Source organism: Halorussus gelatinilyticus, assembly GCF_023238445.1.
Classification (GTDB): domain Archaea; phylum Halobacteriota; class Halobacteria; order Halobacteriales; family Haladaptataceae; genus Halorussus; species Halorussus gelatinilyticus.
Window position 1 is genome coordinate 3,441,988 of record NZ_CP096658.1, and the last position, 21,985, is coordinate 3,463,972.

Annotated in this window: 15 protein-coding genes; 6 read left to right on the plus strand and 9 right to left on the minus strand. The window is 68.4% G+C overall.

Annotation, left to right across the window (positions count from 1 at the left end):
* Positions 1-1,362: an anaerobic glycerol-3-phosphate dehydrogenase subunit C gene (locus M0R88_RS17590; protein ID WP_248654719.1), complete on the plus strand. Its 1,362-nt coding sequence runs from the start codon at positions 1-3 to the stop codon at positions 1,360-1,362.
* 6 nt (positions 1,363-1,368) lie between these two features.
* Complete coding sequence (locus tag M0R88_RS17595; RefSeq protein WP_248654720.1) at positions 1,369-2,523, plus strand: Cdc6/Cdc18 family protein; 1,155 nt, start codon at positions 1,369-1,371, stop codon at positions 2,521-2,523.
* 14 nt (positions 2,524-2,537) lie between these two features.
* Here M0R88_RS17595 and M0R88_RS17600 read toward each other — a convergent pair whose 3' ends face one another.
* The gene (locus M0R88_RS17600) at positions 2,538-3,575 is read right to left on the minus strand and encodes an NAD-dependent epimerase/dehydratase family protein (protein WP_248654721.1); all 1,038 of its coding nucleotides are present in this window, start codon (positions 3,573-3,575) and stop codon (positions 2,538-2,540) included.
* On the opposite strand from M0R88_RS17600, the gene M0R88_RS17605 reads away from it, so the two are divergent.
* Positions 3,574-4,305, plus strand: coding sequence for a helix-turn-helix domain-containing protein (locus tag M0R88_RS17605; protein WP_248654722.1), 732 nt, complete (start codon positions 3,574-3,576; stop codon positions 4,303-4,305). The genes M0R88_RS17600 and M0R88_RS17605 overlap by 2 nt on opposite strands.
* A 111-nt stretch (positions 4,306-4,416) precedes the next feature.
* Here M0R88_RS17605 and M0R88_RS17610 read toward each other — a convergent pair whose 3' ends face one another.
* The 6 genes from M0R88_RS17610 to M0R88_RS17635 form a co-directional block, all read right to left on the minus strand.
* Complete coding sequence (locus tag M0R88_RS17610; RefSeq protein ID WP_248654723.1) at positions 4,417-5,388, minus strand: DUF368 domain-containing protein; 972 nt, start codon at positions 5,386-5,388, stop codon at positions 4,417-4,419.
* 343 nt (positions 5,389-5,731) lie between these two features.
* Positions 5,732-8,911, minus strand: a complete 3,180-nt coding sequence (locus M0R88_RS17615) for an oligosaccharyl transferase, archaeosortase A system-associated (protein WP_248654724.1) — start codon at positions 8,909-8,911, stop codon at positions 5,732-5,734.
* Positions 8,912-9,103: 192 nt separating this feature from the next.
* A complete protein-coding gene (locus M0R88_RS17620; protein WP_248654725.1) occupies positions 9,104-10,570 on the minus strand; it encodes an oligosaccharide flippase family protein in 1,467 nt (488 codons plus the stop codon).
* Between the two features lie 46 nt (positions 10,571-10,616).
* On the minus strand, positions 10,617-12,176 hold the full coding sequence (locus M0R88_RS17625) for an alkaline phosphatase family protein (RefSeq protein WP_248654726.1): 1,560 nt from the start codon (positions 12,174-12,176) through the stop codon (positions 10,617-10,619).
* A gap of 48 nt (positions 12,177-12,224) precedes the next feature.
* Complete coding sequence (locus M0R88_RS17630; RefSeq protein ID WP_248654727.1) at positions 12,225-13,835, minus strand: alkaline phosphatase family protein; 1,611 nt, start codon at positions 13,833-13,835, stop codon at positions 12,225-12,227.
* A 47-nt stretch (positions 13,836-13,882) separates the two neighbouring features.
* Positions 13,883-15,346: a sulfatase gene (locus M0R88_RS17635; protein WP_248654728.1), complete on the minus strand. Its 1,464-nt coding sequence runs from the start codon at positions 15,344-15,346 to the stop codon at positions 13,883-13,885.
* Between the two features lie 152 nt (positions 15,347-15,498).
* On the opposite strand from M0R88_RS17635, the gene M0R88_RS17640 reads away from it, so the two are divergent.
* From M0R88_RS17640 to M0R88_RS17650, 3 genes are read left to right on the plus strand one after another with little or no spacing between them, the layout of a single operon-like run.
* Entirely contained in the window at positions 15,499-16,533 is a 1,035-nt protein-coding gene (locus M0R88_RS17640; RefSeq protein WP_248654729.1) for a glycosyltransferase family 4 protein, read from the plus strand.
* 24 nt (positions 16,534-16,557) lie between these two features.
* Positions 16,558-18,102: an alkaline phosphatase family protein gene (locus tag M0R88_RS17645; RefSeq protein WP_248654730.1), complete on the plus strand. Its 1,545-nt coding sequence runs from the start codon at positions 16,558-16,560 to the stop codon at positions 18,100-18,102.
* 10 nt (positions 18,103-18,112) lie between these two features.
* Positions 18,113-19,462 (plus strand): sulfatase-like hydrolase/transferase, encoded by a 1,350-nt coding sequence (locus M0R88_RS17650; RefSeq protein WP_248654731.1) that lies wholly within the window; start codon positions 18,113-18,115, stop codon positions 19,460-19,462.
* Positions 19,463-19,504: 42 nt separating this feature from the next.
* On the opposite strand, the gene M0R88_RS17655 is transcribed toward M0R88_RS17650, so the two are convergent.
* Positions 19,505-20,887: a sulfatase family protein gene (locus M0R88_RS17655; protein ID WP_248654732.1), complete on the minus strand. Its 1,383-nt coding sequence runs from the start codon at positions 20,885-20,887 to the stop codon at positions 19,505-19,507.
* Between the two features lie 31 nt (positions 20,888-20,918).
* The gene (locus M0R88_RS17660; RefSeq protein ID WP_248654733.1) at positions 20,919-21,980 is read right to left on the minus strand and encodes a glycosyltransferase family 4 protein; all 1,062 of its coding nucleotides are present in this window, start codon (positions 21,978-21,980) and stop codon (positions 20,919-20,921) included.
* Positions 21,981-21,985 lie beyond the last annotated feature (5 nt).

A 21,985-nucleotide genomic window follows, 5' to 3' on the forward strand; every position in this document is an offset into this window, starting at 1 on the left:
ATGAGTGACGCAGAACAGCCGACGGACGCGAACGAACCAGAGGGAGCGAGTGACCCGAACGACGTGCGAGAGGAAGAGACGGTCGCAGACGACGAGTTCGAACCGGTGCAGGTGTTCCCCGAGAGCGAGGAGATGGACCTCCGGCCGGGGAGCGACGACTGCTACAAGTGCTCGACCTGCGACACGAACTGTCCGGTCGCGGAGGTTGACGACGAGTTCCCCGGCCCGAAGTTTCAGGGACCGGAGCAGTGGCGGCTCAAGCGCAAGGACGACCGCGACATCGACGACTCGGTGATGTCCTGCTCGAACTGCATGCGGTGTGACTCGTCGTGTCCCTCCGACGTGCCGCTGAGCCAGATGCACAACACCGCGCGCGGCGAGTACGTCGAGAACCAGATGGACAAGTTCTCGCGGGAGTACGTCCGCAACCGGATTCTGGCGAACTACCGGACGATGGCCGAGTTGGGGAGCAAGGTGCCGCGCCTGACTAACTTCGTGATGGGCAACTCGCTCGTCCAGACGTTCAACGAGAAGGTGCTGGGAATCACGTCGGAACGCGAGTTCCCCGAGTTCGCCGACCAGACCTTTCGGGAGTGGTGGCGCGAGCGAGGCGGGGCGAAGGTCCGAAGCGACGAGAAGCGCGTCGCGTACTTCCACGGCTGTTACTCGAACTACAACACCCCGGAGGTCGGCAAGTCGATGGTCCGACTCTTCGAGTACTTCGGCTACGAGGTCGTGGTGCCGCCCCAGAAGTGTTCGGGCACGCCGATGTTCGCCAACGGGATGCTGGACGACGCCGAGCGCGCGGCCGAGACGAACGTCCGCGAACTCGCGGCCGCGATAGAGGACGGCGCGGACGTCATCGCCTCCTGCACGTCCTGCTCGATGTCGCTCCGCCAGGAGTACCCCGAACTGTTCAGTTTCGAGGGGACCGCCAGCGTCGCGGCCCGCACCTACGAGGCCCTCGAATACCTGCGACTCCACGAGGACCTGGAAGCCGAACTGGCCGAGGCCGAAGTGGACGCCGGCGAGTTCGCCTACCACGCGCCGTGTCACGCCCGGAATCAGGGGCTGGCCGGACAGGCCGTCGAACTCCTCGACGGTCTCTCGGGCGCGAACGCCGAAGACGTCGGCGAGTCGTGTTCCGGCATCTCTGGCACCTACGGTTGGAAGGAGGAAAAATACGAAACGTCCATGAAGATAGGTGAGGAGATGTTCGACCACATGGAGACGACCGACGCGGAGACGGGCATGACCGAGTGTCCGACCTGCGCGATGCAGATGGAACACGGCACGGGCTACGAGATTCGCCACCCGCTCGAAGTGATGGACGAGGCGCTGGTCGGCGAGGGGAGACACTGACGACGGATGAACTTGGAAGAGCGCATCGCTCGGCGGCAGGCCACGCGGGACGACGACCTGCTGGTGGACCGGCGACCGCTGAACCCCGCGGTCCACCTCGCGGAACCGGTGGGTCGGGGCACGGTCCTCGAACGCCTGCTGGACGTGTTCGACCCCGTCTTCGACCGACGACTCCCGCCCGACGCCGCGGTGTACGGGCCGAAAGGTGCCGGCAAGTCGGCGCTGGTGAGCGCGCTGTTCGCCCGCCTGAACGACCAGTTCGGCCGCCGCGAGGGACGACTCGGCACGACCACGCGCGCCGGAACCGCCACCGACACCGTGGAATTCGTCCACGTGGACGGCTACCGCGCAGAGAGCGAGTTCCAGTTTCTCCACCGCCTTCTCGACGCGCTCGTCGACGAGTCGGTGCCCCGCCGCGGCATCGGAACCGAACGACTCCGCGAGCAGTTCGTCGAGCGGTTCGCGTCGCCCACCCGGAGCGCGGTCGTCGCGGTGGACCACGCGGCCAGCGAGAACTCGCCGTCCGGGTCACAACTCCGCGAGTGGTTCGCGCCGGTCGCGGACGACGTGGCGTTGGTCGTCGTCGGCCGGTCGGTGCCCGACGACTGGGACGCCCCGACCGTCCACGTGCCCGCCTACCGCCAGCACGCGCTGGTGGACATCCTGACCGAGCGCGCCTCGCGGGCGCTCTCGAGCAACGCGCTCAGACACGGACAGGCCCGCCGCGTCGCGGAGTGGGCGAGCGGCGACGCCCACGACGCGCTGGCGGCCGTCGCCAGCGCGGCAGAACTGGCCGACGCCGACGGTGCCGACCGCATCCGCGCGAGCGACGTCGATGCGGGCATCGAGGACGTGCGCGACGGTGGCGTCCACCTCGGACGCGTGTTCGCCCTGCCGGAGAACCGCCGGAAGGTCCTCTCGGAACTGCTGGCGCTCGACCCGACGCCGCCGATAGACGACGCCGCGAGCGCCATCGCGGACCGCTCGGACCTCTCGGCGGGCACGGTCAAGCGGTTCCTGTACGAACTCGCCGAGCGCGGCGTCCTCGAACGCGTCGAAACCGACGCGACCGACGGGAGCGGCCGCCGCCCGAGCCGCCCCGAACCGCAGTTTCCGACGCTCCCGTTCCGTCACTTCGACGGCGACGCTCGGCCGGAGTAGGTCGGTTCTCGTTTTCAGGTCGGATTCTCCTCGGCGAGTGCGGACGCGCGTGAATCGCGCGACTCGTCCGACTCGTGCCACTCGTAGCCTCCCGGCGTCTCCCGGAGAGTTCCGTTCTCGCGCCATCGCTCGACCACCGCGTCGAGTCCCTCGCGGTACGTCGGATAGCGGGGCTCCCAGTCGAAGTCCCGACGGAATCTCTCAGCGGCGGTGGGCATCGGACTCGTCAGCAGTCGGGCGGTCTCCTCGCCGACGAGGTACTTCGCCAGCCACCCCGGTATCCGGCGCGGGTCGGGCGCGTCGAGGCGGTCGGCCAGCGCGCGCAGGAAGTCGGCGGTCGTGACCGGTTGCTCGTCCACGACGTGGTAGAGCCCGGTCTCGGTTCCAAGAGCCGCCTCCGCGAACGCCCGCGCCGCGTCGTCGGCGTGTAGGAAGGAGAGTTCGGCGTCCCGGCGGCCGAGCAACCCGCCGCCCACGATGGGCATCCGCCCGGCGAGCGACCGCTCGGCGAACGACCGGACGTGCGCCGAGTCGTGAGCGTAGAAGAAGCCACACCGGAGGACCGTCGTCTCGAATCCGGCGTCGTCGGCCGCCTCCGTAGCGATTCGCTCGGCGTCGAGCGCCGACCGCGTGGACCGGTCGGGGTTCGGGGTCGCCGACTCGTCGAACTCGGAGCCGTCCGGCCGGCGGGCGACCCAGACCACACTCTGCTGGACGAACCGGTCCGCGCCGACCGCCTCGGCGACGGCGGTCAGGTTCCGCGCGCCCTCCCGGCGCACGCGGTCGTTTCGCTCCCAGTCGGCGTCGGTCGGCTTGCCGTCGGTCGGGATTGCGGTCGCGGCGTGGACCACGCGGTCGGCGTCCGTCGCGGCCGCCCGGAGCGAGTCGCGGTCCAGCACGTCGCCGCGCCGCGGGTCGCCGCCCGCGGCGCGGACCAGTCGGTCGCCCGATTCGTCTCGCGTCAGGCCGACCACCTCGTGGCCGCGCTCGGCGAGTTCCGCGACGAGTCGTCGGCCGAGGACGCCGGTCGCGCCAGCGACGAAGACGTTCATGCTCGAACCGACGGCCGAGACGACGGTAGCGGTTCTGCCGGACCTGCACGGTGGATTTATACGTGCGGCGAGCGCGGACGGTCGTATGCGCCGGGTCCGGTTGACGTTCTACGCTCCCGACGCCGAGGTCCATCCGGTCCACACGACGCTGGCCGAGCGCGATTACGTCGAGGCCGCCGAGATGGTCCACTGGAACGACGCGGGCGAGACGATGACCCACGCCTTCTACGTCGAGGGCGACGCCGAGGCGTTCGCCGCGGAACTGGACGGGACGTCCGCGGTGCAGGCCTACGACCTCACGACGGTCGGCGACGAGTGCTTCTACGCCCACGTCCGCGCCGAGACGACGCCGCTCCAGCGGCGGATGTTCGACACCTACCACGAGGGCGGCGCGGTCGTCACTTCGACGCTCGAACACACCGACGACGGCGGCGTCACCTTCGAAGTCGTCGGCACCGCCGAGGCGCTACAGGCGTTCCACGACGGCGCACCCGACGAGATAGACGTGGTGATAGACAGCGTGGGCGGCCCGACGGCGGACCCCGAGACGACCCTCTCCAAGCGCCAGCGCGAGGCCGTCGAGGCCGCGCTGACCGCGGGCTACTACGACGTGCCCCGGACCGCGACCCACGAGGACGTGGCGCGGCGACTCGACTGCGCGCCGAGTACCGCGTCCGAACACCTCCGGAAGGCCGAGTCGAAGGTCCTGCACGGACTGTTCGGGGAGTGAGAGTCGAGCGCGGAAAATTGCGGGCCAGTCAGTCGTGTTGCGGCGCAGTTCGGCCAGTCAGTCGTGTTGCGGCGCGGTTCGGTCAGTCGTCGCGCGCCGCGGTTCAGCGAATCAGTCGTTTCGCGGGGCGGGCGTCGCGGTCGGTTCGTCCTCGACGTAATCGAGGTCGTCGGTGTAGTAGTCCACCAGCAGGACCGCCGCGGTGCCCGCCACGCCGGCCAGCAGGACCGCCGCCACGCGCGCCACCGACCACTCGCCGCCAGCGCCGAGAATCTTCGCGACCGGGAGACGGAGCGCGCCGACCATCAGCGCGACGAGGAACGTCAGCGTCACCTCGCGGTGGTTCGACAGCGCCCACTCCACGACGCGGGCGAAGGTGAGGATGCCGACCGCCGCGCCGGCGACGAACGAGGCTACCGCGACGGCGGGGCCGACGGCCGGTTCGAGCGGTCCGCCGCGGGCCACGCCGACGGCCTCGTCGATGAACGCGTGGAGGGTGTCGGACATAAAGATGTACTGGCCGAACAGGATGAGCAGGAACGACCCCGAGACGCCCGGCAGAATCATCGCGCAGATGGCTATCGCACCGACGACGAACAGTACTGGCGGCGAGTGGGGAATCACTGCGGCCGTCGATTCGCTCGCGAGCAGGAAGGCGACGACGAAACCGACGACGGCGGCGACCTTCTCGCCGCGGGTATCGAGTCGGACCTCACTCCAGAGGACGACCGCCGACGCGGCGATGAGACCGAAGAAGAACGCGAACAGGATGGCCGGCGAGGAGTCCGAGATTCGCGCGACCGCTCCGGTCACGCCGACGATAGCCGTCATGATACCCGCCCCGAGGACCAGCAGGAAGCCGATGTCCATCTCGCGGAGCATCGCAGCGACCCGCCCGCGGGCCTCGGAGTCGTAGACGCGGGGCAGGTCGGCCAGCACGTTAGGGTCGAAGGCGGCGATTGCGCCGACCAGTCGCTCGTAGATACCGGTTATCAGCGCGATGGTCCCGCCGGAGACGCCGGGCACGGCGTCGGCGGCACCCATGAAGAGGCCTTTCAGGTAGATGGAGAGCCACTCTCGCATTGAGACGGGAGTACGACGACGGGCGGGAAAACGGTTTGCTTTCTCTGAGAGGACACGCGGATAATCGCCACGCTCGTCGCGAACATCTATAGCGGTCTTTAGGAAACATTCTGTTGTGGTAGAGAAATAAGTACATTTCTCGGGCGATAGTGCAGGTACGGTCACGGCGCTGTGCGGTCTCGGTACTCCATCGTGCGGTCGCAGTTTGCTCGGTCCCGGTAGAAGCTGACGTCACCGAACGATTCGCTCCGTCCGTTGCGGGTCGAAAAATCAGCGGTAGCCGGGTCGTCGGAGGCGAAGAATCGAGTTCCGCACCGAAAATCAGACTGCGAGGGCGTTCGCGTCAGTCCCGACCTGCGACCACGAGCGCACCGGCCCACGCGCCGACCAGACCGGCACGCACCGGAGTCGTCTCTTCGCGCTCGGGGAGCGCCTCGTCGGGCGTCAACTGCGAGGCGTTCGACGAGTCGTTGCTGGTTCCGTTCCCGGCAGTCGAGTTACCGCTCGTGCCGTTCGCCGCGGTCTGGTTGCCCGCGGTCTCGTTCGCGGGCGGGGTCTCGTCGCCCGACGTGCCGTTCGGGGCCGTCTCGTTGCCCCCGGCCGTCGAGTTGTTCCGGTTCTGCTGGATAGAGACCGACTCCTTGGTCAGTTCGACCGTGGTGGTCTGGTTGCTCTCACCGATGACCTGCGCCTCGGTGATCTGCGCCGTGGCGTTGTGGTAGGTCAGGTTACCGCCCTCGAAGTTCCGGGGCGTGTAGAACTGGTACGGACCGGTGGCACGGACGCTGACGTTGGTGTAGCCCTGCTCCGGTCCCCAGTTGCTGTACCCGGTCGTGGAGTAGGGCAGCGTCATCGTGAACTGCCCGTCCGGCCCGGTTTTGGCCTGTTGGCGGTAGGCGAACGACGAGTTCTTGCCGACCGGCGAGAGGCGGACCGACGCCGTGACCGTGGTGTTCGCCGGGCCGGTGCCCGTCACCGTCGCGCCGGGGACCCGCTCGAAGGTCTTGACCCACGAGGGCGAGGTCTGGAACATCGCGTTAGGGTTGCGAATCGCGTTGCCCTGCAAGAGCAGTTGCATCTCGGCGCGAAGCCGCTGTGCCCACCGCGCGTTACTCGTGCCCGACTGGTCGCTCTGGTGGACGACGCGGTAGTGGTTCAGCGCCTTCACGGGTTCGCTCGGGAACTTGGCGATGCCGCCGATTTGGGAGGTCGAGTCGTTGGCGACGAACGCCTCGGCCTGCTTCATCGTCCGGAAGCGCCGGACGAGCGTGGCGTTCGGTCCGCTCTCGGTGGTCTTGAACGTCGCAACCTGCCCGTTCGGCGTCTGATACTGCCGAGCGCGCCAGTCAACGACGATGGGCTGGGGTTCGACGCGACTCCCGTGGTAGCGGTAGAGCCGCACCATCTGGCTCTCGTAGTATTTCTGAGACCGCAGGTTGAACGCGGTCTGGAACCCGCCCCGCTGGCTCTGGCGGTAGACCGGCTGGTAGTAGTCGGACCGAGTGACGTTCGGCTTGAACGCGGGCGGCGCGAAGAACTTCCCGCCGGCGTTCGAGTACACCGAGGCCATCTTCCAATCGACCATCACGTAGCGGGTCTCCTCGTTGGGCGCGCCGAGCGTCTTGATGACCTCGTTGGCGCGCGACTCGTTGGGCGCGAGGAGGTACTTCGCGGCGGTCGTGGCACCCTCTTGGAACGGGTTGGCGTTCGGGATGCGCTCGCCTTCGACCGTAATCCAGTGGCCGTAGTCCCACCACGACATCACGCCGTAGGAGCCTTCGGGGTAGCTGTAGTCGCTTTTGTTCTGCTCGAAGGTACCGTAGTAGTCCAGTTCGTCGGCGTTGTTCGCGTTACCGTAGTCGCCCACGGCTGGCGTGCTGTTCTCCAGCCAGTCGAGCGACCCCTTCCACTTGGTGATGTCGCCCGGACTGGCACCCGTCCCGCTCTCCATCGCGGTCTGGGTGTCGGGGTACCGGGCCGTGCCGAGGCTGGCGGGCGCGACCAGCACCGGGACGACGAGTAGGACGACGAACAGCATTGCCAAGACCTGCGTGCCGTTGATGTCGCCGACGTTCTCGAAGCTCGGGAGACTCGCCCACGAGAACACGCGACCGATGAGGTAAGCGTTTAGCACCGCGACCGACACCGCGAGGTAGTAATTGAACCGGACCTGCGTGAACGCCGCCGCGGTGATGAACGCGGCCCACACCAACACGAGGAGCTGTTCGGCTCGCTGGTCGTCCGACCGGTAGGCGCGCCAGAGCATCCAGACCGCGGCGACGACGGCCGTGAACAGCATCAGGCCGTACTCGCGGATGATGAGGTCGTACCACTCGATGCCGAACTGCGGCTGGGTCCGCGAGAGGAACGGTTGGGCCTCGCCGATAGTTCGGGCCTTCGCGCCGGTGCTGAACCCGATGATTCGGATGAGGTTTTTACTGACGAGGCTGTACAGCGAGGGGAGTGCGACGTAGACGACACCGACCGTCGCGACGACGATGCCGCCGACCGTCGCGGGGTAGAGCGCCGTCGAGAGGTCGCGGGCCTCGAACTCGCGGGCGAGCCACGCCATGAAGATACAGCCGACCGAGACGGCGAACGCGAGCAGCGGTTGGAGCGGCGAGAACTTCGTCGGACTGAAGTCGAACGTTCCCAGCGGCACCAACAGGAGCAGTCCCGTCACGCCCATGCTGACCGCGCCGACGAACGCGAGGTGGTCGGGGCTGACGCCGCGGGCGTAGTCGGCGGTGAGCTTCAGGCCGAAGAAGACGCCGAAGATACCGACGAGCAAAACGCCCGGCGGCCACGTCCAGAGGTAGAACGCGGTGGCGATACCGGCGAGGACGCTGTACCCCAGCGGCTTCCGGAGCGCCTCGAAGTCACGGTCCGCGAGCAGTTCGTACACCGGTTTCTCGCGCTCGGCGACGGTCAGTGCGACCATCATCGCCAGCAGGGCGAACGTCTGAAACAGCGGCTCGGCGATGTTGTGGTCGGCGAAGCCGACGAGTCCCCGACGGAGGAACGTGCCGGGGAACAGCGCGAGGACGATGACCCCGAACAGACCGCCGGGGCGACCGCCGAGTCGCTTGCCGACGAAGTACGTCGGGATGGCGACGAGCGTCCCGAAGACGGCGGGCGCGACGAGGAGGGTCGTCGCGACCGTCTGGTGGGAGGGGTCGCCCAGTCCGACTATCAGCGCGGCGGTCGCCACGAGTTGGTCGTACAGCGTGCCGAACTGGCCGACGCTGGTGCCGAACGGGAAGTACGTCCACGGGTCGTACGGCATCGTGGAGGGCCAGTGGTTCACTGTGTACTGTACCTGCCGGAGGTGATACCACGCGTCGTTCCCGTCGAAGAGGACTTCGCCGTTCTGGATGAACTTGTCGTACGACTGGAGTCGCACCCACAGCATGAACGAGAGCGCTGCGGCGAGCACGGGGACGTGATACCAGTCCTCGAACGAGTCGAGGACCGACTCTACCGAATCGGAGGAGTCCTCGACCTGCTCAGTCTGCTGGCTCATTGAGTTGATGGAGTGCCAAAACGCGCATAAGCCTTATCATCTGTCCCTCGCCGCGACGGACGCGGCCGCATCGGGTCCTGTCGCGTCCGATTCCGCAAGTCTCCAAGAGGAATCGCGCCGTTTCCGAACCGAGTCAGGACGACCGCGAACCGCCTCGCTACGACTCTGTGTTCGACTCGCAAGCGACTCCCCTCACGATAGCATCATGTTTCGGAGGTCCCGCGCGACCGCGACCGCGTCGATGCGGATGCGTTCGCTGAGCGTGAACAGGACCGCGAAGTACGTCGTCGCACCGACGCCGAGCAGGACCCCGAGTCTGACCGCGCCGCTCGCGCCCCCGAATTGGAGTTTCAGCCCGTAGACGACGCCGGTCATGACCAGCGTGGCCGCGACTTGCCGTCCCACGTCGCCGAGCGCCGACGGCGGAACCGGCTCTTCCAGCATGAAGAACATCGCGCCAACGCTCGCGCCGAAGGCGACGACGGTCGCCCACGCGGTACCCCACGAGCCGTACCAGACCGTGAGCGGGACGACCAGCGCACTATAGACGACGATGAGCAACAGTCCGCTCACGGCGTAGAGCTTCGGCTTCCCGGTGCCGAGGAAGAACTTCTCCAGCCCCTCCCGGTAGCCGTTGAGCAGGTTCGCCGCCGCGAGGACCGGGACGAGCGCGTTCGCCAGTCCGACGACGCCGACGACCGGGAGGACCGTACTGCCGGCGCTCTGGCCGTAGAGGGTCAACAGCAGGGCATTGCCGACGACCGCGCCGCCGCCGAGTATCGGGACGGCGAACACGCCGGCGTAGGTGAACAGCACCCCGAGGAGTCGTCCGACTTCCTCGTCGTCGCCCGCCTCCGTGAGCGCGGAGAACTGCGGAAACGCGACCTGCGCCAGCGCCGAGGAGAACAGCATCGACGCCTCCGTGAGCGTGAAGACGTTCTTGTAGACGCCGGTGACGCCCGTGCCGACGAACTGCCCGAGTAGGAGGTAGTCGGCCTGTTTGAACAGTTGACTGGAGACGCTCTTGACGTAGGCGTACTTCGAGTAATCGACGAACTCGCGGAACAGTCCGCGGGAGGGGCGAGCGGGAACGACGCGCGCGAAGCCGACGTACGAGACGAGGAAGGTGAGGAACTGTCCGACGACCAGCCCCCAGATGAGGCCCTTCACGCCGTAGCCATCGAGGACCAGCACGGTCTGAATCGGCACGATGAGCGCGTACCGACCGTTCTCTATCGCGCCGACGAGGGCGACGCGCTGTTTGCCTTCGAGGAACGACCCCGAGAGTCGGAAGAGACCCCACGAGAGGACCCCGAGTGGCACGAAGAACGCCGCCTCGACGTTCAGGATGGAGTTGATGAACCCGCGGAGTGGGACGACGACGACCGCGACCGCTACGACGCCAGCGAGGAGGATGAGCACGCCGCTGGTGAAGTGGCGGGCCTCGTCGCTCCCCTCGCTGACGCGCTTGACGACGACCGAGTAGAGACCGAAACTGGAGACGTTGGCGGCTATCATCTGGAGACTCAGGAAGATAGCGTACACGCCGATGCCGTCGAACCCGAGTTCCCGTGTGAAGAAGAAGGTCCCGAGGAACGCCGCGAGCGTCCCGACGACGTTCGTCACGAACCGCTTGGAAACTTCCGCTCCGACCTTCATCTCACTCGCCCGGAAGGTGTCGGGCCGGCCCCATTAGGGTGTCGGCTCACTCCAGATACCCCAGTTCCCGGAGTCTGTCTTTGACTTCGCCTTCCTTCTCCTCGTCGCCCGACACGCCGCCGCCGGTCACGGCGTCCCTGCCCACGAAGTCGTAGGTCGCGGCCTCGCGCTCGGCGAGGTCGGTCCCCTCGGCGAACACGTCCAGAATCTCACCGGTCATCGACGCAGGCAGGTCGTAGCCCAGTGCGTGGAGGACGGTCGGGGCGATGTCGGTGATGTGTGCGCCCTCGACGCTGCCAGTTCGGAACGACGGGCCGCGCGCAAAGAAGATGCCTTCTCGGGCGTGGCCGCTGGTATCGACCTCGAAGGTCGGCGCGTCCACGTCGAACCGCGAGGAGGCGTGGACTTCGGGCGTCTCGATTATCATGGCGAGGTCCGGGGTGTGCGGGCCGCCGCGGGCGAGTCGCCGGAAGCGGACGTCCAACCCTTCGGACTCGGCCGCCGTGCGAAGCGCGGACTCGGCGCGGTCGCAGATGCGCTCGATTTCGGTCTCGTCGTCGGCGAGCGCGTAGACGGTCGTCGTCTTCTGGCCAACGTCGGCGACCGCTTCGGTGCGGTCCCAGTCGATGCGACCCATGCTCAGGGCGTTGTCGAGGCCGAGGTCGTCGCCGGTCGGCACGTCGGTCAGCGCGCTCTCGGGAATCACCTTCCGCGCGAGCGTGAGCAGGCCGACCTGGCCGAGAGCGTCGCTGGCGAGGTCGCGGGCCGTGCCCAGCGCGGCCTTCTTCGCGTCGCCCGAATCGGTGAGCGCGGCCAGTCCGGCCCGCTCCAACACGTAGTTGGGCGCGAACTGTCTGCGGACCTTCTCGAACCCGTGGTCGCTCATCACCACGAGGTCCTCGTTTTCGTGGGCGTCGAGGAACTCGCCGAGGCGCTCGTCCACGCGCTGGTAGACCTCGAACAGGGGGTTGTCCTCGCTGGCCGGCGGCGTACTTTCCGGTCCCCAGAAGTGGTGGGCCACGCGGTCGGTCGCCCGAATCAGGCCCACCGCGAGGTCCGGCGACTCCTTCCGGACGAAGTGTTCGAAGGCCTCGAATCGCTTGTCCACGAGGTCGAGGCTCTGTTCGACGTACTCGCGCGAATCGGTCGGCGCGTCGTTGCGCAGTTTGTAGTCGTCCACGAGGTCGGTGAGTTCGTCCCATCGCTCGGGCGGGTGGGCGTACTCCTCCTTGTACTCCGGGGCGGCCGCGATTATCGTCCCGTCGATGGCCTGCCACGGGTACGAACCGGGGATGTTGAACACGACCGCCGACCCGCCCTGGTCGTCCACGGCGTCCCACATCTTGCCGGGGACGAACTCGTCGTGGCTCAGGTCGTTCTCGCGGGTCTCTCGGTTGAAGTGGGTGAACCCGTACATGTCGAGGTCGGTCGGGTCGCGGCCGGTGGCGAACGCGGGCCACGCCGGCACCGTGATTTCGGGGACCGTACTCTCCAACTCGCCGGAGACGCTCTCGTCGAGGAGGCGTCGGAAGTTGGGGAGGCGGCCGGCTTCGACCCAGGGCTCGATGACCGAGAGGGTCGCGCCGTCGAGTCCGAGGAGTATCATGTGCGCCGAGAAGCGACCGACCGCCAAAAATGGTTTGATAGCCCGGAGTCACTCCAGATATCCGAGGTCCGACAGTCGCTCCGCCACGTCCTCGTCCTCGGTCGATTCCTGCGCTCCGGCGTCGTAGTCGGGGTAGGAGGTCGGTTCCGGCGCGTCCACGACCGGCAGGACCTCGCCGTCCATCTCCTCGTCGGGGGCCACGCCGAGCGTCGCCAACACCGTCGGAGCCACGTCGAAGAGGTGCGCGCCGGCGAGGTCCGCGTCGGCGTCGATGCCCTCGCCCGCGCCCGCGACGACGCCGTGGCGCTTGTGGTTCCACGGTTCGGGGTCGCCGAAGCGCTCGCCGACGAGCGCCGACAGCGCGTGTTCGAAGTCGGCCGGAATCGCCAGCACGTCCACCGCTTCGTCGGCGTAGGGACCGTGGATGTACTCCTCTCGGGGGACGACCTCCTCGAAGACCGGGCGGCCCTCGGGCGTCGTGACGTTCGAGAGCAGCGAGACGACTTCCTCGCGGACGCGCTCGTAGTCGTCTTCCGGGACCACGCCGTCGGGGTCCCGGCCCGCGACGTTGAGTCGCACGCCCAACTCGGAGGGCGACCGGAGGTAGGCCCGCGACTCGGCGAAGTCCACGGCGTCGCTCGCAGCGAACACCGCGCCGACCGGGACGTAGCGCCCGACGACCGCCGCGAGACCCAACCGTTCGAGAATCGCCTTGCCGCGCTGGTAAGTCAGGCCGAACTCCGCCGCTACCCCGGCGAGTCTCCGGAGCAGTTCGGCGTCGCCGTCCTGCCCGCCGTCGTCGCTTTCGGTCAGTCGCTCGTCTTTGATCTGGAACCACGAGGGAACGCCTTGGCCCTCGGTCGTGGTCTCGACCACGCCCGCTTCGCGGAGGAACTGGTTGACCCGGACCTCGTAGCCGTCGTACTCGCCCATCCCGTGGTCGCTGGCGACGACGACGGTGTCGGGGTCGCAGTCGTCCAGAATCGCGCCGACCTGCTCGTCGACGCGGCGATAGACCTGCCGGACCTTCTCGTCGTCGCCGGGGAAGTCGTGGAAGACGGCGTCGGTCTTCTGGAACTGGACGAAGCCGAAGTCGGGGTCGAAGCGCGACGCGAGGTAGCGGAACGCCTCGCCGCGCATCCGGGTGAGTTCGAGGTAGTCGGCGAACTTCTCCTCGGCGTTCGCGCGCTCGTCGGTCTCCCGGCGGGCGTAGACGCGGTAGTCGCCGATTTCGTCCCGGATATCGTCGAGGACGCCCTCGGGGTGGCAGGCCGGGTCCTCGGAGGCGAGATACCCCGGCACGACGGCGCCGTCGATGTCGGGCGGCGGACTCGTGACCGGCGCGTTGACGACGACGCTGGTCAGACCCTCCTCGTCGAGATACTCCCAGAGAGTCCGCCTGCGCACGTCGGTCGCGTTCACGATGTCCCAGTCGTAGCCGTCGAACCGCAGGAAGTCGAAGACGCCGTGCTTGCCGGGGTTGGTGCCGGTGTACAGCGAGGGCCACGCGCTGGCGGTCCACGGCGGAATCTGGGACTCCAGTCGCTCGCTGGCTCCCTCCGCGAAGAGAGATTCGAGGTGCGGTAACTCGTCGTCCTCGAACATCGGTCGGAGAACGGGGAGACAGGCGGCGTCGAGTCCGACCAGCAGTGTCTTCATACTCCGACGAATCGGACGAGGCGGCTTAAAACTGCTTTTCCGCGACGCTATTCGAGGTAGCCCAGTTCCCGGAGGTTCCGCTCGACGCCCGCGCTGTACTCGGCGTCGGTCGCGCTCTCGGCCCCGTCGAACGACTCCCCGAGCGTCGCCGCGAGTCGCTCGCGGAGCGGTGCCACGACCGCCTCGTCGGGGTCCGAGACGACCGCCTCGCCCGGCAGTTCGTAGAGGACTTCCTCGCCGTCCGACCGTAACTCGAAGCGATACTCGTCGGTCCGAATCGACTTGCGGCCGACCTCGAACTCCCGGAGCGTCTCCTCGGACACCTCGCTGGCGGCCTCGGCGTCGCGCTCGTCGGAGGGCGCTTTCGCGGCGAAGACGGCGTCGCGTCGCGCGTCGCCGAGCAGCGACGACCCGTCCGTCTCGGGGGCGTCGAGACCGCACAGGTCACACAGCGTGGCGAACAGGTCGATGTGGGAGGCGAGGTCGGTGCGGCGCTCGCCCGCCGGAACGCCGGGACCCGAGACCACCAGCGGGACGCGAGTCACCTCGTCGTAGAGGAAGTCGCCGTGGTAGAAGCCGCCGTGTTCGCCGAACAGTTCGCCGTGGTCGGACGTGAGGACCAGCAGAGTGTCGTCGGCCAGCCCCTGTCGGTCGAGCCAGTCGAGGAACGCCCCGAGTCGGTCGTCCAGATACCGGAGGCTCGCGGCGTACCACTCGCGTAGCACGTCGAGTTCGGCGTCCGAGACGTACTCGTCGTCCTCGAAGTACCGCAACGCGATGGACGTCGCGTCGGCACCGTCCGCGGCGTCGAACAGCCGTTCGTCACGAATTTCGGGGTCGTCGAACTCACAGGGCGCGTCCAGCAACTCCTCGGCGAGACCGAACCGCGGCCGGGAGAGTTCCGGCGTCGCCGCCCGCTTGTACGGTCGCGGCGGGTCGTAGGGGCTGTGGACGGTCGTCAGGTTCGCCATCGCGAAGAACGGTTCCGGGGCGTCGGCGAGCCACTCGCGGAGTCGGTCGAACTTGATTTCGCTGTAGTAGTCGTTGCCCGCTCCCGCGAGGCGCAGGAAGTCGCGCCGAATCAACGGGTCGGTCACGAGCTGCCGGAGGTAGTCGAGCGAGGGGCGCTTGGCCACCTCCTCGTACACCTCGTAATACTCGTCGAAGCCGCGATCGAGACCCGTCGCGGACCCCATCTTCGCGGGACCGGGGATGCCGTAGGTCCGGTAGCCTCGGTCGGAGAACCACTCCGCGAGCAAGGGAACCGACTCGGGCATCGTCGGCCACGCGCCGTCGAACCCGGTGTCGGAGGGGTATCGCCCGGAGAACATCGCGCCGTGGGACGGCGGGGTCCACGGGCCGACGGCGAAGGCGTTCTCGAAGACCGTCCCCCGCCGAGCCACGCGGTCGAAGGCCGTCGTCTCGACGGGGAACGCTCGGTCGTAACACGAGAGCGCGTCGGCCCGGAGCGTGTCGAAGACGAGGAGGATGACGTTCGAGCGGTCGGTCATACTGCGACACTGGGCGTTCGGTCGTGTTAAACGTTCGATTCTGTCGGCGGTGTCCGGGCGACGGAGACGACGGAGGCGAGCCCGTCGCCCGCCTCGACACGCCGACGATTGAGCGTCCTTTTTATCACTCGCCCCGGAAACTTCGGCCGAACATGGACCCGGACACCGCCCGCGTCGCCATGCTCCACCAAGACCCGCATCCGGCACACCGCGGGTTCGCGGAGGCGGTCGGCGCGGACCTCGTTGACTACCATCGGCTCTCGCTCGGTCCGTTGGAGGGCACCGTCGCCGAGGACGGCCTGAACGGGCTGGCGTACCCGAACTACGACGCGTACATCGTGGAAGGCTCGCGACCGCTCTACGCCGCGCTCGCCCGGCGGTTCACCCGCGGCGGGAAGCTCATCTACCTCTGTGCCGACCACGGGCTCTACCAGCTCGGCAACGCCGACTTCGAGGGGAGTTCGACCGTGAAGTCGCTGGTCGGGAAGTTCGGCACGCCGCTGGTCCGTGCGGTCGGGCGGCGCGGCATCGACGGGGTAATCGCGGTCTCGGAGTTCGCCGCGGAGTTCACGCGCCCGGTCGTCGGTCCCGACACACCCATCGAAGTCGCCCACCCGTTCGTCCAGCAAGCAGAGTACGACGCGCTCGGAGGAGTCGAACCCGACCTCGACTCGAACGTCGCGGTCACGGTCGCTCGCCCGTGGAAGTACAAGGGCGTCGATATGCTGGTCGAGGCGTGGCCCCGCGTGCGCGAACAGTTCCCCGACGCCCAACTGCACGTGGTCGGGAAGGGTCATCCGGACGACTACGGGACCACCCCCGGCGTCCGCGTTCGCGGGTACGTCGAGGACCTCGCCGACGCGTTCGCCCCCGCCTCGCTGTTCGTCCAACCGTCCCGGATGGACACCTTCCCGGTCAGCACGCTGGAGGCGATGCGCGCCGGACTCCCGCCGCTCGTGACTCGGACCGCCGGAACTCGCTCGGAAGCCCGCGAAATCGACCCGCTGTTCGTCGCGGAGCCGAACCCGGAGGCGCTGGCGCGCGGCGTCCGGGAGTACTTCGTCCGGGACACCGCCGAGCGACGACGGCTCTCGGCGGCCGCTCGGGAGCGCGGGTCGCGCTTCGACCCCGAGTCGCGGAAGGCCGCGTTCGGGCGAGCGTTCCGCGACGTTCTCAAAGAACTTTAGCTTCGGGAGCGCGAGGGGTCAGGCATGACCGTCTACGTCGTCGGATTGGACGGGGCCGACTGGTCCCTGCTCCGCCCGTGGGCCGAGGAAGGCCACCTCCCGGCGTTCGCCCGGATTCTGGACGAGGGCGCGTCGGGCGACCTCGAAAGCACCCTCCCGCCCGTCACGTTCCCGGCGTGGAAGTGCTACTCGACCGGCAAGACGCCCGGCAAGTTGGGCGTCTACGAGTGGTTCGCCTACGACCGCGACGCGAACGAGATTTCGGCCAACGACGCCAGCGACTTCCGGTCGCGCGAGTACTGGGACGTGCTGGCCGACCGCGGAGTGCGCGCCGGGGTGGTGAACATGCCGACGACCCACCCGCCCGAGAGCGACGATGGCGTCTTCGTCGTCGCCGGAAGCCCCGCGACCGAGCGCGAGGCGTTCACCAGCCCTCGGTCGCTCAAGTCCGACCTCCTCGACGCGATTCCCGACTATCGGGTCAAGCCCGACCTCGTGCTGGACGAGGCCACGCCCGACGAACTGGTTTCGGAGGCCCGCGACCTCTTCGAGCAGCGGTTCGAGGCCGCGACGTGGCTGGCCGACGAGAAGGACTGCGAGTTAGTCCACACCACGCTGTTCGCCACCGACACGCTCCAGCACAGGCTGTGGGACCGCCCCGAGAAGCTCCGGGCGGCCTACGAGCGCGTGGACGAGTTACTCGCCGACCTGCTCGACCGCGAGGACGCCGAGGCCGTCTTCCTGATGAGCGACCACGGCTTCACCGAGATAGACGAGATATTCCTCGTCAACCAGTGGCTCTTGGAACGTGGGGACCTCGCCGTCGAGGAGTCCGAGACCCGCGACCTGCTCGCGTCGGTCGGCCTGACCGAGGAGCGACTGAAGCGACTCGTCGGGAAGCTCGGCCTCGTGAACCTCGCCCAGTCGCTCATCCCCGAGTCGGCCCAGCGGTTCTTCCCGAGCGAGAGCGGTCGGGTGGCGATTCAGGACGCCGACATCGACTGGTCGCGGACGAAGGCGGTCTCACTCGGCCGGGGTCCCCTCTACGTCAATCGCCGCGCGTTCCCCGACGAGGAGGCCGCCCAGTCCTACGCCGACGAACTCGCGGCCGACCTCGAAGCTCTCGACACGCCCGCTGGCGACCCTGTGGCCGCCGCGGTCCACGACCCTGCCGACGTGTACACCGGCGAGCGAGCGCGGGGTCCGGACCTCCTCGTGGAGTACGCGACCGGCGTGGACGCTCCAGAGGCCATCGGCGGCGGCGTGTTCGGCGAGACGACCGAGTGGCTGGCGACCCACCGCCGCACGGGGGTCTTCGCGGCGTGGGGCGAGAACGTCGCGGCCGGGAACAACGACCTCGACCTGTACGACCTCGCACCCACGATTCTCCACTATCTCGGCGCGCCGGTCCCCGAGGACGCGGACGGCGAGGTCCGCCGCGACGTGTTGACCGGCGAACCGGCGGACCGCGAGGTCGAGGACGGGCCGCCGACCGCGACCGACGCCGCCGGTCGCGGCGCTGGCGACGAGGTGGAGGAGACGCTTCGGGAACTGGGGTACATGGAGTGATTCCGAGCAGATGAATCCGCTGACGCGCTTTCCGCGACTCAACAACGCGTGGATGGACCTGAAACACCGCCTGTCTCACTGGCAGAAGCGGCGCGAGCGCGCCGCCGAGACGGACTTCGACGCGAGCGTGGGCGACCCCCGGAACGTCCTCGTGGTCGTCGTGGACTGCCTCCGGGCGGACCACGTCGGTCGGTTCGGCCACGACCGCGAGACGACGCCGACCCTCGATTCGTTCGACGCGGCGGCGTTCTCGAACGCCAAGGCCGCGAGTACGTGGACCTTCCCCTCCGTCCCCTCGCTCCTCTCCGGGCGCTACCCTCACGAACACGGCGGCCGCTTCGAGACCGACCCGCGGAACCTCTCGGCCGCGGAGTTTCCCCAGCGACCGCGCGCCGACGTGCCGACGCTTCCCGACCTGTTGGAGACGGCGGGCTACGACACCGGGATGATAACCGCGATTCCGATGGCCGAGAAGGCGGTCGGCGAGCGCTTCCAGCACGTCTCGGTTCGCTACACCGACGCCAGCGAACGCGTCGAAACCGCCCGCGATTGGATTTCGGGGCGGGACCGGTGGTTCTGTTACCTCCACCTCGGGGACCCCCACGCACCACTCGACGTGCCCGACGACCACCGCGAGACGTTCGGGGTGCCCGAACTGGACGACCTCGAAGACTGGCGGTTCCGCGAGACCACCGACGGCGACGGCTTCGAGACGTATCGTGACGCCAGACTCCGGGCCTACGACGCCGCGGTTCGCGGTGCCGACGACGCGCTCGCGCCCCTGCTGGCGGACGTGGGCGACGACACCGTGGTCGTCGTCTGCGGCGACCACGGCGAGGCGTTCTGGGAGCATCCCGACCTCGAACGCCGACTCAACGACGACCCGAGGGGCTACTACGCGACCGACCACGGCCACAGCGTCCTCGAAGAGGTCGCGCGCGTCCCGCTCTGGGTTCGCGCGCCCGGCGTCGAGCGGATGGAGTCCGACCGCGCCGTCTCGCTCGTGGACGTGGCACCGAGCGTCCTTCGAGCGCTCGACGCCGACGTTCCGGATGGAGTCAGCGGCCGGGACCTCCGAGACGCACCCGACGACCGAACGATTCTCTGCGAGGAGACGGCCTACGGCTACAATCAGCGGGCGGTTTGGCAAGACGGCCGGAAGTTGGTCTCGGTGCCCGAAACCGGAACCCGGCTCGCCTTCGACCTCGACGGCTACCTCGAAGGCGACCCGCTCGGCGCGGTGCCGGACCACCTTGACGCGGCGCTGGCGTCGTTCGGCGGCGGCGTCGAGGGCGGCGAGCGGATGGACGTGGACGGCGCGACCCAGGACCGACTCGAAGAACTCGGCTACCTCGAATGAAGACGCATCGGCTTCGAATACGAAGATGACTCTGGGGCGTCGCTATTCCAGATACCCCAAGTCTTCGAGGTGGTCCTCGACCATCTCCTCGTCCTCGGCGATACCTCGGGAACTGCCTTCGCGCAGTCGCTTCATGCGTTCTTGATGGTCGTCCAGCGCGTCAGCGACCGCCTCGTACTCGGGCGGCGCGTCCTCGGCGCGGTCGTCCTCGGGGCGTTCGTCGGGCGTCTCGCGCACGTCGAAGCAGAACTCGCCGTCGTCGGCGTGGCGAAGCACCTTCCAGCCGTCGGCTCGCCGGGCACAACAACGGGCGTAGTCTATCTGGCGACCGACGTCGGCGAACGCGTACTCGCGGGACTCGGCCTCGCCGTCGGCGACTTCGAGCGCCGACTCGCCCTCCCACCCGTCGAAGCCGTCGAGCGAGAGCGCGTCGCAGACGGTCGGTGCCGCGTCGATGAGTCGAATCTGGCCGTCCACGGTGGCGGCTTCCCTGTCGGGGTGGTGGACGAGGAAGGGGACGCGAAGCACGCCCTCCCAGAACTCCGGCGGGTGGCCGGCGTGGCCGTGTTCGCCAACGAGTTCGCCGTGGTCGGCGGTGAACACCACCACCGTCTCGTCCAAGAGGTCGCGGTTCTCCAGCGCGGTCAGCACGCCGTCGAACTGGTCGTCCACGTAGGCGCACTCGGCGTCGTAGAGTTGCCGGATTAGCTCCCACTCGCGGTCGGTCATCTCGTCGGGGTGGTGGGTCCCCTTCCGGGAGAGTCCGCGACACTCCGAGAGCGAGAGCGGTTCGTCGAGGAACTGCCGCTGGTACTCGTCGGGGGCCTCGTAGGGGTGGTGGGCGTCCATGTAGTGGAGCCACGTGAACCAGTCGTCGGAGTCGTCGTCCGACCGGTCGTCTATCCAGTCGAACGCGCGGCGGTTCAGCGACTCGGCGCGCTCGTACTCGCTCTCCTGTCCGGTCGCGCTGGCGAAGAGGGCGTCCACCCGATTGTAGACCGACTCGATGGTCCGGAACAGCGTCCCGTCCTTGTCGAGGTTCGACTGGACGAACTGCTTGAGTTTCCCGGCCTCGGCCGCGCCGCTGGCGTCGTACATCGTCTCGAAGCCGCGGTCGTAGTGGTACGACCCGCTGGCGAAGTGGTTGTCGGTGTAGCCCGCGGTGGCGTAGCCGGCGTCGCGGAGTCGCTCGGCGAGCGTCCGGATGCCGTCGTCGGTGCCGGGTTCGGGGATGCCCAGTCCCTCGATGCTGGCGAAGTACCGACTGGCGTGAATCGTCGGGAACGAGGCGGGCGTCGAGGGACCGTTGGCGATACACTCGGTGAATTCGACCGCTCCGTCGGCGAACGACCGGGTCGCGGGCATCACCTCCGGGTTCACCCGGTCGGCCCGGAGCGAATCCACGGTCACGAGGAGGACGTTCATATGCGCTCACTGTCGGCCGACGCTTAAAACCCTACTCGTAGCGAGTCAGCACGCGGTCGGCCACGTCGTCCCACGTCGGGAGCGCGGCGGCGGGCGCGTCGCGTCCGACTGCGTTCCGGACCGCCTCGGCGACCGTCTCGGGCGCGATCGCCGCCACGCTCTCGCAGTCCGGCCTGTCGGCCCAATCGACCAGCGCGCCCGCCTCCCGGACGACGCAGGGCGTCCCGGCCGCCAGCGCCTCGGCGACCGTCATGCCGTACGCCTCGAACGTCGAGAGCGTGAGATACGCCGAGGCCCCGGCGTACAGCCCCGGAAGGCGCTCGTCGGCGACGTAGCCAAGAAACTCGACGCGCGACGCGACGCCCTCCCTGCGTGCGACCGCCTCCAGTTCCTCCCGGTAGTCGCCCGACCCCGCGACTAGCAGGTCGTACTCCGGCAGCTCCGACAGGGCGCGAATCGCGTGCTGGACGCCCTTGTACGCTTCCAGTCGCCCGACGCAGAGCAGGTAGGGCCGGTCGCGCTCCTCGGGGGTCGCGTCGGCGAATCGCTCGGCGTTCAGCCCGTTGGGTATCACGGTCGCCTCGACGCCGAAGTCCGAGCGCAGTCGGTCGCGCTCCCAGTCGCTGACCGCGATTACCTCGTCGGCGCGGTCGAGCGCCCAACCGCCGAGCGGCCGATAGAGCGAGAGGAGTCTGTCGCGGAAGTCGCTCGCGCTCGCGCCGTGGTAGTGGGGCGTCACGACGAATCGCGCGTCTTCAGGCCCGGCGCTCCCCCCGACGGCGACCCCCAGCGCCGCGAAGAACGCGGGCAGCGAGTGGTAGTTGTGAGCGTGGACTACGTCGGGGTCGGCCCGCCGGACCGCGGGCGCGACGCCGGGCGCGACGTGGAACGCGCCGCCGGGCGCGAACCCCCGGAACCGCCGCACTCGCACCCCCTCGCGGGTCTCGCGCCGCGGGAGGTCCGCCTCGGCGTCGGCCGTGAACACCGTCACGTCGTGGCCGAGGGCGACGAGTCGGCGGCTTATCTCGGCGACGTGCGTCTCGACGCCGCCGGTGTGTGGCGCGTAGCGCGGCGCGACCTGTAGAATCTTCATCGGGG